The sequence below is a fragment of the Vibrio sp. ER1A genome (genome assembly GCF_000733315.1).
Taxonomy (GTDB): Bacteria; Pseudomonadota; Gammaproteobacteria; order Enterobacterales; family Vibrionaceae; genus Vibrio; species Vibrio mediterranei.
On sequence record NZ_JPJA01000001.1, the window covers coordinates 82,499 to 96,231 of the forward strand.

The following is a 13,733-nucleotide window of genomic DNA, read 5'->3' on the forward strand; positions in this document are numbered from 1 at the left end:
TGCACATATTAGGAAATGAATGTTTCTTTTAACGGTTTACATAGCGATCGCTATCGGTGTTTCTTTTATCTGTTCTGTGCTTGAAGCGGTGTTACTTAGTATTACACCAAGCTACCTAGCTCAGCTTCGACAACAAGAGCACCCTGCAGCAGACAAGCTTAGCAAGCTTAAAGCTGAACTCGATCGACCATTGGCTTCTATTTTGACGCTTAACACCATCGCACACACCATCGGCGCGGCAACGGCAGGTGCGCAAGCTGCTAAAGTGTTTGGTAGTCAATGGCTAGGCGTTTTCTCAGCGGTACTGACATTAGGTATTTTAGTGTTGTCAGAAATCGTCCCGAAAACCATTGGTGCAACCTACTGGCGTCAACTTGCTCCTACCGCAGCTACAATTTTACGTTGGATGGTATGGGCACTAACTCCATTTGTTTGGTTTTCTGAGCAGATCACTAAGCGTCTGGCTCGTGGCCATGAAGCGCCAAAGATGCGTGATGAGCTGTCTGCGATGGCGATGTTGGCAAAAGAAAGTGGTGAGTTTGCTGAGGGTGAATCCAATATCTTGAACAATATTCTTAATATTCAAGATATTCCGGTAACGCAGGTTATGACACCGCGCCCGGTGGTTTTCCGTGTTGCAGCTGAAATGACCATCAATGAATTCTTGGACCAGCATAAAGAGACTCCGTTCTCTCGCCCGCTGGTCTATAGCCAACAAAAAGACAATATCCTAGGGTTTGTACACCGTCTGGAATTGTTCAAGTTGCAGCAACAAGGCAGTGGTGAAAAACAGTTAGGGTCTGTAATGCGCCCTATCCACGTGTTGTTTAACACGATTATGTTGCCTAAAGCCTTTGAGCAAATGATGGCTGCACGCCTACAGATTGCAATGATTGTGGATGAATATGGCACCATACAGGGCATCATTACGCTAGAAGATATTTTTGAGCACTTGCTAGGCCAAGAGATCGTCGACGAAGCAGACAAAACCACAGACATGCAAGAACTGGCTTACCAGCGTTGGGAACACTGGAAAGAGAAGCACAGTATGATCGATGGTTCTGATGATGAAGAATACGAAGAAGTCGATAGCAACTCAGATTCAGAAAAGAAACTCGATGCTGATAGCAAAAAAGATGAACAGCAATAATCTCTAGAAAATAAAACGGCAGCGCCTAGGCGCTGCCGTTTTTTATTGGCTCACGTTTGAGTTAGTGACTGCCAATATCATTTCCTAATAGGAAGTTCTCATCACTACTGACCACCACACCGTACTTAAGGAAGTTTTTCCCTAAAATCATACTGTAGTGGAAACGAGAGCGGTCTTGTAGGTTGACTCGAACCGTCTTCTCGACATCGCCAAGTTTCACTCGCATTTCAACCACTGGGCGTACATTAGCTTTTTCACCCGCCTTCGCTTTAATGCGCATTACATCCACCACTTCACGGGTGAATTCTTGCTTCATCCCCATATCATTGGCATAAGTGAAGGTCACCATGTCTTTACCGTCTTTCTTGAACTGTTTAATATCCAATGCATTCATTGAACTAACATCAGCGCCGGTATCAAGCTTCACAGGGAACTTCAAGCCTTCCACCGTTGCATTTTCTATGTGACCTGCGGTAAAGATAGGATAGGCGTCCAGCAGGTTTTCGCTTCGAGTATTCACCAAAACACCAGCTTTCGTCGCTTTCTTACCTATGATGAAGTAAGGCTCTTCACCTTCATCACTATCCAACGCTTCCAAAGCAAATTCAACCGTCACTTCTTTGTCGCCAACAATGAACTCACCGTCGACAACAGGACGCACCGTATCACCTACTTTGATTTTACGAAGAATGGTCTTGCGGATTTTTTCTTCATTACCTTGGTCGTTAGATAAGTAGTACTCCACTTTATCACGACCTTTAGCTTCAATCATTTCAAAGCTAGCGACTTTTAATAATGGCGTGCTAACCGCAAAAGAAGGCTCAGCGTTTAACTGGTAGCCATCAAGAATCAGACTTTCCACAGGTGAAACCACCAGCGGTTTATTCTTCATACGAGACTCAAAGCTCTGCTTCTTCTTGTCCAGCTTATCTTTGGCACCCGTATCGACAATAAAGTTTTTACTAAGTGTGTCTAGGCCCAATCGAAGCTGAGTACTGTATTTAGAGCGGTCTTTTAAATACACCTGAATCGTCTGTTCAAAGTCTTTACCACCTTTGAACGGTACAAAAACAACTGGGTATTCATTACCACTGACAGAGAGCATTTTCACCAATGGATACGTCACACGCTTTTTCGCGTTTTCTTTACCCGCTAAGTCAAAGCTTACGCTGTTATCTTTTTTATTTACTTCAACATTCTGCGCATTAAGAATGCTGTAGTTATTTTGCAAAGATAGGCTTACATCGACTGGCACACCATCAACTTCACCAGACTCACGACGACCAATAACTTGAGCGTCTTTCTGTTCTTGCAAATAGTCGTAACCAGCCATGACCCAAGCATTGTCAGCTAAGAACGTTTTACCAATTAAGATAGGAGCACTAAAACCACTTCGGTCAGTTAAGTTCACTTCGGTTTCTACCGTTTTACCTGCAATAGTCAGCGGCAGAGTAATCACAGGGCGATAGATAGGTGTCGCACTGGTTCGACTACGAATCACACTAGTACGGGTCGCTCCATGGTGATTTTCTCTCCGGTGTATGGGTGACGAAGCGTAAAAGTCACCATACCACCGAAGTTTCGTTCTTCATTATCAAATTCTTCTAGCCACCAGTCACTGGCAGAGCCGCCATACTCATCTACGATGGTCTGCAACAGCTTCTCATCAGTTAACCCTTGGTACTTTGGGTTGTCGCTGGTGACATGGATATCTTCAGCGTGCATCGATGTAGTGTCCGCACCGGTATCAATCTTGCCAACAAAAGGGATACCTTTAAGCGCGTCAATATCTTGATAGTACACACTCTCAACACGACCTAAGACGAGTTTATCTTCGATAGAAAGTACAGGTGCTTGAGTAGTAGAGAGATCTGGTGCAGCCATAGCCCACCCACTGGTCATTGAGGCGAGAATTAACGCCAACTTAGTTGCTGTTCTATTCATTTTAATACATCCATTCATTGACCGACTTTTAATACCCCGTTTGTCTTGAGACAACGGCCACTGTAATTCATTGCCAACTCTCTTTAACTTTACAGAAAATTAACGGAATATCCACGCGATTATCAATAAATTAGCAAATTACTGAAGTGTTTCACGGCTAAGTGATAGAGAAAAATAACCAAGCAATTGCAAAACTTAGCTCAAGCCCTTATATCCTATAGATATCGAAGAAAGGACCTTCCTTTCCCTAACACACAACAAGAGAATACACGGATGAGCCAAGCTATCTGTCAACTGATTGCTAAAGAGCTGAGCGTCAGCACTAAGCAAGTTGAAGCTGCTGTCACTTTGATTGATGACGGCAACACCGTACCCTTCATTGCACGTTACCGAAAAGAGGTAACAGGCGGGCTTGACGACACCCAATTACGTACTTTGGATTCTCGCCTTAGTTACCTAAGAGAATTGGACGAAAGACGTCAGACAATTCTGAAATCCATTGATGAGCAGGGCAAACTCAGTGCCGAATTACGCGCTGAAATCGAAAACGCCGATAACAAAACACGTCTTGAAGATCTGTATCTACCATATAAGCCAAAACGTCGCACCAAAGGGCAGATTGCCATTGAAGCAGGACTAGAGCCACTTGCAGATCTACTTTGGAATCAACCAAGTCATACTCCGGAAGACGCTGCCCAACAGTACGTTGATGAGTCAAAGGGTGTCGCAGATAGCAAAGCCGCTCTTGATGGTGCACGCGCTATCATCATGGAGCGCATCGCTGAAGATGCAGACCTATTAGAGAAAATTCGTCACTACCTAAACCGTAATGCGGAACTTAGTGCTCGAGTTATCCAAGGCAAGGAACACGAAGGCGAGAAGTTCAAGGACTATTTTGAACACGACGAAGCCATCAGCAAAGTTCCGTCGCACCGTGCACTGGCCATGCTTCGTGGTCGCAATGAAGGCTTCTTGCAATTATCCCTCAACGCCGATCCAGCTAATCAAGAAAACGCACGCGAGTCTCACTGTGAAACCATCATTGCAGAGCATTACGGTGTTCATCTAAGCCAAGCGCCAGCGGATGCTTGGCGCAAACAAGTCATCAGTTGGGCATGGCGTATCAAAGTATCCATGCATATGGAAACCGAACTGATGGGCGCGCTCAAAGAACGCTCTGAAGTCGATGCCATTACCGTATTCGCCACAAACTTGAAAGACCTTCTGATGGCCGCACCAGCTGGCCCAAGAGCAACACTAGGTCTAGACCCTGGTTTGAGAACAGGCTGTAAAGTGGCTATCGTCGACACTACAGGTAAAGTGTTAACAACAGAGACCATCTACCCTCATCCACCGCAAAAGCAATACGATAAGTCAGCACAGGTTATTGAGCAGTTAGTGCGTCAATACAATGTCGACCTAATCGCGATCGGTAACGGTACTGCCTCACGCGAGACAGACAGCTTTGCTGCCGATGTGATTAAACGTGGCAATCTTAAAGTTCAGAAAATTATCGTCAGCGAAGCTGGTGCTTCAGTGTACTCAGCCTCGGAACTTGCTGCCAAAGAGTTCCCAAACATGGACGTGTCACTACGTGGTGCCGTCTCTATTGCACGCCGACTGCAAGACCCACTGGCTGAACTGGTGAAAATCGACCCTAAGTCTATTGGTGTTGGTCAATATCAGCACGATGTAAGTCAAACCATGCTGGCTAAACGCCTAGATGCAGTCGTCGAAGATTGCGTAAACGCCGTGGGGGTTGATGTAAATACGGCCTCAGCTGCGCTACTCACTCGAGTGGCAGGACTTTCATCAACACTGGCGCAAAACATTGTCGACTATCGTGATGAAAATGGCCGCTTCGAGGCCCGTACAACCTTGAAGAAAGTCGCCCGTCTAGGTCCTAAAGCTTTTGAACAGTGCGCAGGTTTCCTTCGCATCATGAATGGCAAAAACCCTCTAGATGCCTCTTCGGTTCACCCTGAAGCGTATCCAGTAGTCAAAACAATTGCTGAGAAAACTGGCCGTAAAGTGCAAACGATTATCGGTGATAGCAGCTTTTTGAAGTCTATCAACGCCATTGATTACACCGACGAGACATTTGGTTTGCCAACCGTCACTGATATTATCCGCGAATTGGATAAGCCAGGCCGTGACCCTCGACCTGAGTTTAAGACCGCAACCTTTGCAGAAGGGGTCAACAAGATCTCCGACTTAGAACCCGGCATGGTGCTAGAAGGTGTGGTGTCTAACGTCGCTAACTTTGGTGCCTTTGTGGATATTGGTGTACATCAGGATGGATTGGTACATATTTCAGCTCTAACGGATAAGTTTGTCGCCGACCCTCGCGAAGTAGTTAAAGCAGGTGATATCGTTAAAGTTAAGGTAATGGAAGTGGATGCAGCCCGTAAACGCATCGGCCTGTCTATGCGTTTAAACGATGAGCCGGGACAGGATAACAGAACTAGCCGCAGCTCACCTCAAAAGCCGAGAGAGCCTCGAGGCGGACAGCGTCAACACAAACCTCGTCAGGAATCCGGCAATAGCGCCATGGGTGGCGCATTCGCAGCGGCGTTTGCCAAGGCGAAAAAGTAGTTTCTATCAATAACAAAAGAGCACCTTAAGGTGCTCTTTTTGATTCACGTTATATCGAACCGTTCAACTAAGTAACCGCAAGAATATCAGAAGGTGTATTAGGCGCTACTGCATGGCCATAATGATAACGAATCACGGTGCGACGTTTGGCCATCTTCCCTTCAAGTATCGCTGCATCGACTATTTTCTTCGGTAAACGAAAGCGCATGGCATAGCCTTTCCCTTGCGACTGACTATAGGTATTGAGCGACAATAACCGAAACCAATTTTCTACCGGATTATGCGGCTGAGAATCCTCTTCTTCCGTTTCATACTCAGGGTGCTCAGCAGGATCCCAGGCACTGCGCTTACGGCGTTTTTCATCTTCGTTGATGCGTCGTTCTGCATTGGTTCTCGCCAGTTCCACGGGAGCAATGATCGGCTCTCTCACTTTGTTATCACGAGCCACTTGCTCTGTCTGTGGATTCACGGACGGTGCAATAACCGGGGCACTTACACTGTTGGGTGACACGATCATGGTCACTCTCCTCTGCAATGAGTGATTCCAGCCAATACCTCTACACTTAGCCTTATCTTTAGCTGATTGAAATATCGTCAATCATCTCCATACAGTATCGGACAAAATGCATAAAACTTTACCGATTTTGTGTAAAAATCCTGCAAATATCAGCGAACTAGCGCCTGCACCTTGTCGATAAAACCGCTTTGCTCGGTAATAAACGGAGCATGCGAAGAATCCTTAAATACATGAGATTGATGACCGGATGTGAGCTCATCTAGTTGTTTTGCAACGCGCACTGGCACCAAACCATCTAATCGACCATACCAACGGTGAACTGGCATCGATAGTTCTCCCAACTGTTGACGCAGATCGAGGGAGTCCAACCAATTCAGTCCTAGCATCAAAGCTTCTTGAGAAGGCATAGGCCGCGATAACACCGCTTCTTTTAGTTGTTTCACATCTTGACGAGCACTTGGACTGCCCATGGCTTGCAGTGCCATAAATCGTTCGATGGTTAGCTTGAAGTTCTCAGTTAGCTGTTCAGTAAATGCAGCCAGTACATCCTTTTTAATCCCGCGCCACTGTTCACCTTCAGAGAACTTGGGCGAGCTTGCTAATGTCACCAGCTGCGAGATTCTTTGCGGATAATAATGAGCTATGTGAGTCGCCACTAACCCGCCTAAAGACCAACCCAACCAAATGGCTTGGTCGGGAGCATCCGCCAGTAATAACTCACAAAACTGCTCAAGGGACTGATACTCAACATCATGACTGAAACCATAACCGGGCAAATCAACGCTATGCACGGTGAAAGACTGAGCCAGTTCGGCACTGCACTTGGACCATACCGCCCCATTCATGCCCCAACCATGAAGCAAAACGATATCGGGTCCCTGACCTTCAGAATGCCAATGTACTTTTGATGCTGAGCTCACGTTATCTCCTACCGAATTCATACTACGTTGGGGTTGTTTTGCTTCATGCTAAACAGATATTCTCAAACGTCAAATTAGACCAATGAAACTGTCACTTCCAATACCCTCTCTGTGCCATTTATGCGGTTTACGTATCGACTCAACCAAGGAGCACCATTTATGGTGCTCGCATTGTCATCGACAAATGACGTTACACATTAAACGCTGCCGTTGCTGCGGTCTAAAGATAGAAACACAGGCCGATAAGTGTGGCCAGTGCCTTAAGTCACCGCCTCCATGGCATCAAATGTACTGTTTGGGTGACTACCAATACCCACTTTCAACGCTCATCCAGCAGATAAAGCGGCAGAAACGCTATTGGCTACTTCCTCCTCTAGCTCGTATGCTCAGCGGTTTAATTCTTCACCCCGCTCCCTTAGTGGTCACCGTACCAATGAACTGGCATCAATATCTATTAAGGGGATTTAATCTTAGTGAAGTGCTCGCTAACGAGATAGCTAAGTCCGCGCCTCAAACTCAACTCATGCCTAATGTATTTCTCAAACATGCTCGAGCCCCATTGCAAAAAACCTTAGATAAAACCGCACGGCTGCGTAATGTTCGCCAAGCGTTTTCATTACATCAGCGACCAAAAGCAAGTCATGTTGCGATAATTGATGATGTGGTCACAACTGGCGCAACTGTCAGACATTTAAGCGAATTATTGCTTGATGTAGGGGTAGAAAAAATCGATATTTACTGCTTGTGCCGCACGCCAAAATGAGTCGGTAATCCACTGGAACTTCAAGTTGCACACAATACAGACAAATAATTTTGGCATCTACTCACGACAGGAGTAGAATAGTGGTAATAACCTACAACTATACTCAGGTATTCGTCGTGTCAAATCCAATTACTATTACAGAAAGTGCACAAAGCCACTTTGCCAAACTACTGGCTCAACAGCCAGAGGGTACGAACATCCGTGTTTTTGTCGTTAACCCAGGCACTCAAAACGCTGAATGCGGTGTGTCTTATTGCCCACCAGAAGCGATTGAGTCAAACGACACAGAATTTAAATACGAAGCCCTATCTGCTTATGTTGATGAGTTATCTCTACCCTTCCTTGAAGATGCTGAGATCGACTTCGTCACCGACAAAATGGGTTCACAGCTTACGTTAAAAGCACCAAACGCGAAAATGCGTAAAGTCGCTGATGATGCGCCATTAATGGAACGTGTCGAGTATGCTATCCAAACTCAAGTAAACCCACAGCTTGCTGGTCACGGTGGCCACGTTAGTCTTATGGAAATTACTGAAGACGGTATTGCCATCGTTCAGTTTGGCGGTGGTTGTAACGGTTGCTCCATGGTTGATGTAACCCTGAAAGAAGGTATTGAGAAACAACTTCTTCAAGAGTTCTCTGGTGAACTTACAGCGGTTAGAGATATGACCGAGCACGATCGTGGCGAGCACTCATACTACTAAGTGACTTTTTCGCCCACGCGGCCATGAAGTTCGAGCAGAGCGCCAAGGGAAACCTTTGCGCTCTGTTTTTTTATGGTTCTATTTGGCGATGACTCAATTCCTATATATATTAAGCAGTACAATAATTTCTGTTCCGCACGCTCACATCATTAATCTATGTGGAACAACGCTAAGGAGATAAGCCATGCCGTCCAAAAAAGGACCTGAAATCTTAGCCCAAAAGACCGTTGCCGAATCTCGGCTATTTAAGATTGAGGCGTTAGACTTAGCGTTTTCTAATGGTACTAAGCGCACTTATGAGCGAATGAAGCCAAGTGGTCGTAACGCAGTCATGATGGTTCCTATTACAGAGCATGGTGATATTTTATTGGTACGCGAGTACGCTGCTGGCACAGAGCGATACGAACTGGGCTTTCCTAAAGGACTTATCGACCCTGGCGAGTCACCTGACCAAGCAGCGGTGCGAGAGTTGAAAGAAGAAATCGGCTTTGGGGCAAATAAGCTGACTCCGCTTAAAGAAGTGATCTTAGCACCGTCTTATTTTTCAAGTCGCATGACCTTGTTCGTTGCTCAAGATTTGTACCCTGAACAGCTTGAAGGCGATGAACCAGAGCCTTTAGAGATAGTGAAATGGCCACTGGCTCAGGCAGACGAACTCCTCTCTCATATGGATTTCTCCGAAGCGCGCAGTATTACCGCATTACTGCTGATGTTAAGAATGAAGTCAGAACTAGGACTATAACGTGACGGCACTGAATAAAGATCTCTCCCACCTCATTCCCGACGCCATCAGCATTGCTCGCCTTGCTGGGCAGCTCATATTAGACATCTATGAAAACAAGCAATATGAGGCTTTTACCAAAGAAGATGAGACTCCAGTCACCACCGCCGACCTCGCAGCTCACAAGCTGATTGTTGAAAAGCTCAGTCAGTTAACACCAGATATCCCTGTACTGTCTGAAGAAGCAGCAGATATCAGCCTTGAACAACGTTCACAATGGGATACCTACTGGCTTGTTGACCCGCTTGATGGTACTCAAGAGTTCATTGCTCGCAGTGGCGATTTTGCTACGATCATTGCTCTGGTTCGCAACCATAAGCCGATTATGGGCATCGTCTATGCGCCCGTGTCAGGCGTGACTTATTATGCCTACGAGAATAAAGGGGCTTGGAAAATCCCATCCATGGATGAAAGCTTGAGAATTAACGTCCTCAAACATGATGCTCAAGATCAATCCATCGCCATTGCGATTAGTCGTCGCCAAAATATCAACCGTGTCACAGCAAGAATGAGCTCTGCGTGGAACTACGATTTGGTTCCTCTTGGATCTGCGGCACTAAAAGCGTGTCTAGTGGCAGAAGGCGCGGTGGACTGTTACCTGCGCTTAGGCCCAACAGGTGAATGGGACACAGCAGCAACCCAATGCATTGTCGAAGAAGCTGGCGGTGCCATCTTAAGCACCGAGTTAGGTCCGCTGTCCTACAATCAAAGAGAGACATTGGAAAATCCAAACTTCATTGTGATTGGCGATCAATCGCTAGCTTGGGATAAGATTCTCATTCAAGAATAGACACTACAATAAAACTAAAAAGGAGGCTAAGCCTCCTTTTTAGTTGTTAACTCAGCAAACAACTTCGTCTCCATTTCCTAGAATCTTCCTTGATAATTAAAGGAATAACGACCTTGATTATCAGGGTTACCTAGCCAACTCAACTGCTGACGCATGGTCGCAGGGAAATCACCTTCCGGTTTAAACCACGCGCTGGATTGATATTGTCGGTTCGGCGTCAGCTGCCCTGAGAACTCACTAGAGACTTGCTTACTAGATTGACTGCCTTTCGCGGTTAATACACTGTCATTACACGCCAAATCAACAATAGTCGGCCCGAAGCTTAAGCTGCCGACAGGGGTTTCAATATAGCCAGCACTCCATGACAGACTGCCCTCTCCTGTTCCACACCAAGGAGATTGGTATTGCAACGATTTGATCGCCAATTCAAGCTGCCCCCCTGCCGAAACAGGCACGGGCATAGGAGAGTATTGCAGAACGGTATCTGCCGGTATCGAAGCTAACAAGGTCTCCACGTAAGGTCCTGAGAAGCTGATACCAACGTTCCCTTTGCCAGAGAGACCAATAGCACTGCCTCGGCCAAACCTAACGGCATATTCTGGGGACAGAGTTAGCAAACTCGACCATGAGAAGGACCAGTTAAGTTCTCCCAGTTGGTAGTTCTGAACTCGTACATTTTGAGCTCGCCCCTGCCAAACCGTTCCTTCTGCACCATCAATAAACACACCTTGAGGCAACGGTGAGAAGCTCAATGCCACGCTTGCAGGCAAGTGATAGATAGCACTAGCGGTAAATACACTGGTGCAAAGTAACGCGTACTTAATGACTCGTTTCACTTAGCTACCTCTTTTAAATTGCAGACGGTTCACTTCTATCACACCACTCAAATCCGCCTTATCAATATCCATATTTTCCACTGTCACCCCGTGGTTTTCTTGTAAATAGAATAACCAATTTACGAAGAACTCAAACGGGATCGGTTTGATCCAGACTTGCAGCTGGTCGTTACGAGGCTGCATTCGAATCAACTCGACATTAAATCGATTTGTTGATGACGTGATAACCTGATTTAAAGGCTGCTTGGAAACAACCACACCGCCAGCACGACGTTTTTCAACGATGGTATCGGCTTGTTCACTTACCCAAGACAGCAATTGACGCTCTGACTGAATACGCATTTGGGCATTCTCAGTTCGCTGAGCAAATGGGGCGAGTATCCCCCAATAGATGATCCCAATAATGGCAACGACAGAACATGCCAAAACCAGTCGCTGTTCCCTTTGACTGATGCTAAGCCACCAGCTTTGTGCGCTAAGAAGTAGACCTTTCATGATTGACCCTATTTTGCCTTCAACACAAAGTTACCCATCACCACTTCACCATTACGGTTAAGGGGACCTTGTGACACATCGAACTGCGTTTCCAGTTTTATTCTTGCCGCTTCAAAGCTTTCAAAATCCTTGCTGGTGACACTCATACGAACTTCATTGCGATTGCCATCAAAGGTAAAACTCTCAACTTGCATGCCATTCACTTGACCCACGGTGTCGGGCAATTTCGACAACCATTCCAACACAGACGCACTGGAGATATCGGAGCCACCTAATCGGCCTAGCTCATCTTGCATTTGTCTCTTCAGGTAGCTCACTGTAGGAATGCGTTTCTTATCTGGAAACACGCTTCGGAAAATACGTTCACTTTCCGCTCGGTAAGCTGCTGCTTGAGCTTCATACTGATTAACAAGCACTACTTGTTCCGCAATCAGAGCAACGATAAGTATTGAGGCCGCGATAGCTACTTTCTTCCAAACCTTCCAATGTTTTAAGAAAGAAGCTTTAGGTTTAAAGTCACCACTGAGTAAACTAAAGCCGCTATCCACCACTCCTTTTGAAAGTAGTGCCATGGCGGGTTCTGCTGGCAAAGTTTGCCATGAAACATGGTCAGAATACGAAGCAACAATCGTAGGTTCTTCTGAATAGCTCTCTACGACTACTACAGCAGACTCTTCTTGATCTTGCTGCTCCCGAGAGGATAAATAATCCGACTTAATAACCGCTTCAAGCCAGTTGTTATCAACCGTCATACCCGACCATTCAGAGGTACGAAACAGCCACTGCTCATCCATTTCAATCGCAGAAACATGTTGTGTCTTGGGCAAAGCTAAAACATCAGGAACGACCTTTTTAACTTCAATACCATGTTGCAAAAACGCCTCAAGCACATCAGATAAATAGCGCTTATCAACCGCACACACTGCCGCTTTGTCAGCGTGTTTATTGAGAATCGTAAAGTGAAGCTGCTCGACATCTTGAGCAATATCATCTTCTACAAGAAATGGCAGCATGGTTTCAAACTGCCTAGCTCCACCTGCTGGGATCTCAACTTGAGCGAAGTGAACATCCTGTGCACATAGCATAAGCATTGTGACACGCTGCTGCGCGTATTCCTTGATCTCTTCGAGCTGCGCTAAACTGTCTAGCACACCACTCGCTATCACTTCTTGCTGATTGGTCGACCAAACCGCCCAATGTACAGGGCTAGTCGGCTGACTATTCAGGCGAACGGTTAAAAACTCGCTCACGAAATCCTCCAAATCGACGGCGCACTACCGTCACATCTTGCCTATCTTGGCTAAAAAATAAGGTTCTTAATCGCAGTCTTGATTCGTCCACAACTACCTGCGCATCTAACTCAAAGTAAACACTGTCCACAGTCAGAAAAGGAGAACCTTGCTGCTTTGTATTGTCATCCACTGCACCCATTTGTGGCTCTGCTAAAAACTGATTCACACCAGACCACCCATCAAAGGGACGGTTTTCAATAAGCTGTTTGGCATTATCCACCGACAAGTTCGGTGCAAATAGCGCAGCGAGTAACGGTGCTTGCTCGACCGAAATCGTATTAACATTGAGCTGCCAACTGGATGTCGGTAACGCGCAGACTAGCGGAGCAATTTTCAACATAGCCTCACCAGACATCTGATTAATGGCTCTCAGCTCAGAGCTGTCAGCTATTAGGCCATTAGCGGCAACGTACGCTGGCGACAAAGACTCGTAGTAACTGTCTCCAACTCCAGACACGGAGCGAACAGTCGTTTCCTTATTGATAAACTCCCAAGTCGAATCAGCAATTTGTTCGGCTTGGTAATTCTCGACTTCACTTTCTTCCAGCAATCGCTGAAAGAAACGCACCAAAAATGGTTTAGTGGCGCTATTGGCATTCGGTGTCACATTCGCCAGAGCATTTACATTGAAGCATGACTGCATATCTCGAATGTAGCCAGTTGCCTGACCATAATCCAGTGGATAAGTGCGCTCCTCAAGAGCCCAAGGCTGATTCAGATTAATACTGTCTTTGTTATCTTTGTAGCTCTCTTTTATCGCAACAGAGGCCAATGCCTCAACACCAATGGCATACCAATAAGCCTGTTGGTAATTAACCTGATTCGAAGCTCGAGTGAACTGACTAAACAAGCGCTCAGACATCGTAGCGGCTATTGATACCATGATGGCTAAAAGCAGCAGAATAACAATCAAGGCAACCCCTTTTTGGGAGTTAGGCATCACTCT

General features: G+C 46.1%; 12 protein-coding genes and 1 pseudogene. 6 read left to right on the forward strand and 7 right to left on the reverse strand.

What is annotated here, in order from left to right; genetic code table 11:
• Window positions 1-19: 19 nt before the first annotated feature.
• The gene (locus HW45_RS00400; RefSeq protein WP_038223876.1) at window positions 20-1,150 is read left to right on the forward strand and encodes a CNNM domain-containing protein; all 1,131 of its coding nucleotides are present in this window, start codon (window positions 20-22) and stop codon (window positions 1,148-1,150) included.
• Between the two features lie 61 nt (window positions 1,151-1,211).
• On the opposite strand, the pseudogene HW45_RS00405 reads toward HW45_RS00400, so the two are convergent.
• Window positions 1,212-3,094: pseudogene (locus tag HW45_RS00405) on the reverse strand (putative ATP-dependent zinc protease).
• A 273-nt stretch (window positions 3,095-3,367) separates the two neighbouring features.
• Between HW45_RS00405 and HW45_RS00410 the strand changes: the two are divergent.
• Window positions 3,368-5,689, forward strand: a complete 2,322-nt coding sequence (locus HW45_RS00410; RefSeq protein ID WP_038223878.1) for a Tex family protein — start codon at window positions 3,368-3,370, stop codon at window positions 5,687-5,689.
• Window positions 5,690-5,756: 67 nt separating this feature from the next.
• Here the strand turns inward: HW45_RS00410 and HW45_RS00415 are convergent, their stop codons facing one another.
• Together HW45_RS00415 and bioH are read right to left on the reverse strand one after the other, a co-directional pair.
• Window positions 5,757-6,206 (reverse strand): hypothetical protein, encoded by a 450-nt coding sequence (locus tag HW45_RS00415; RefSeq protein ID WP_006073398.1) that lies wholly within the window; start codon window positions 6,204-6,206, stop codon window positions 5,757-5,759.
• Between the two features lie 149 nt (window positions 6,207-6,355).
• Window positions 6,356-7,147, reverse strand: a complete 792-nt coding sequence (bioH, locus tag HW45_RS00420; RefSeq protein ID WP_006073396.1) for a pimeloyl-ACP methyl ester esterase BioH — start codon at window positions 7,145-7,147, stop codon at window positions 6,356-6,358.
• 163 nt (window positions 7,148-7,310) lie between these two features.
• Here bioH and HW45_RS00425 point away from each other — a divergent pair, with 163 nt between their 5' ends.
• The 4 genes from HW45_RS00425 to cysQ all read left to right on the forward strand — a co-directional run bounded on the left by HW45_RS00425 (window position 7,311) and on the right by cysQ (window position 10,164).
• Complete coding sequence (locus HW45_RS00425) at window positions 7,311-7,889, forward strand: ComF family protein (RefSeq protein ID WP_051867620.1); 579 nt, start codon at window positions 7,311-7,313, stop codon at window positions 7,887-7,889.
• Between the two features lie 116 nt (window positions 7,890-8,005).
• Window positions 8,006-8,593: a Fe-S biogenesis protein NfuA gene (nfuA, locus tag HW45_RS00430; RefSeq protein ID WP_031493658.1), complete on the forward strand. Its 588-nt coding sequence runs from the start codon at window positions 8,006-8,008 to the stop codon at window positions 8,591-8,593.
• A gap of 184 nt (window positions 8,594-8,777) precedes the next feature.
• The gene (gene nudE / locus HW45_RS00435; protein WP_031493657.1) at window positions 8,778-9,335 is read left to right on the forward strand and encodes an ADP compounds hydrolase NudE; all 558 of its coding nucleotides are present in this window, start codon (window positions 8,778-8,780) and stop codon (window positions 9,333-9,335) included.
• A 1-nt stretch (window position 9,336) separates the two neighbouring features.
• Window positions 9,337-10,164, forward strand: a complete 828-nt coding sequence (cysQ, locus tag HW45_RS00440) for a 3'(2'),5'-bisphosphate nucleotidase CysQ (protein ID WP_370736794.1) — start codon at window positions 9,337-9,339, stop codon at window positions 10,162-10,164.
• Window positions 10,165-10,241: 77 nt separating this feature from the next.
• On the opposite strand, the gene HW45_RS00445 is transcribed toward cysQ, so the two are convergent.
• From HW45_RS00445 to gspK, 4 genes are read right to left on the reverse strand one after another with little or no spacing between them, the layout of a single operon-like run.
• Window positions 10,242-11,000: a type II secretion system protein N gene (locus HW45_RS00445; RefSeq protein WP_038223882.1), complete on the reverse strand. Its 759-nt coding sequence runs from the start codon at window positions 10,998-11,000 to the stop codon at window positions 10,242-10,244.
• Complete coding sequence (locus tag HW45_RS00450; protein WP_031493654.1) at window positions 11,001-11,495, reverse strand: type II secretion system protein M; 495 nt, start codon at window positions 11,493-11,495, stop codon at window positions 11,001-11,003.
• Window positions 11,496-11,503: 8 nt separating this feature from the next.
• Window positions 11,504-12,745 carry a type II secretion system protein GspL gene (gspL, locus tag HW45_RS00455; RefSeq protein WP_006073379.1) on the reverse strand — a complete coding sequence of 414 codons (1,242 nt, stop codon included), beginning with the start codon at window positions 12,743-12,745 and terminating at the stop codon, window positions 11,504-11,506.
• A complete protein-coding gene (gene gspK / locus HW45_RS00460; RefSeq protein WP_038222770.1) occupies window positions 12,714-13,727 on the reverse strand; it encodes a type II secretion system minor pseudopilin GspK in 1,014 nt (337 codons plus the stop codon). Before gspK ends, gspL begins: the two co-directional genes overlap by 32 nt.
• Window positions 13,728-13,733 lie beyond the last annotated feature (6 nt).

Bases quoted from the DNA above. Each gene is read 5' to 3' on its own strand.
- HW45_RS00400 (WP_038223876.1), top strand. From the start codon at position 20: ATGTTTCTTTTAACGGTTTACATAGCGATCGCTATCGGTGTTTCTTTT.
- HW45_RS00410 (WP_038223878.1), top strand. From the start codon at position 3,368: ATGAGCCAAGCTATCTGTCAACTGATTGCTAAAGAGCTGAGCGTCAGC.
- HW45_RS00415 (WP_006073398.1), bottom strand. From the start codon at position 6,206: ATGATCGTGTCACCCAACAGTGTAAGTGCCCCGGTTATTGCACCGTCC.
- bioH (WP_006073396.1), bottom strand. From the start codon at position 7,147: ATGAATTCGGTAGGAGATAACGTGAGCTCAGCATCAAAAGTACATTGG.
- HW45_RS00425 (WP_051867620.1), top strand. From the start codon at position 7,311: ATGACGTTACACATTAAACGCTGCCGTTGCTGCGGTCTAAAGATAGAA.
- nudE (WP_031493657.1), top strand. From the start codon at position 8,778: ATGCCGTCCAAAAAAGGACCTGAAATCTTAGCCCAAAAGACCGTTGCC.
- HW45_RS00450 (WP_031493654.1), bottom strand. From the start codon at position 11,495: ATGAAAGGTCTACTTCTTAGCGCACAAAGCTGGTGGCTTAGCATCAGT.
- gspK (WP_038222770.1), bottom strand. From the start codon at position 13,727: ATGCCTAACTCCCAAAAAGGGGTTGCCTTGATTGTTATTCTGCTGCTT.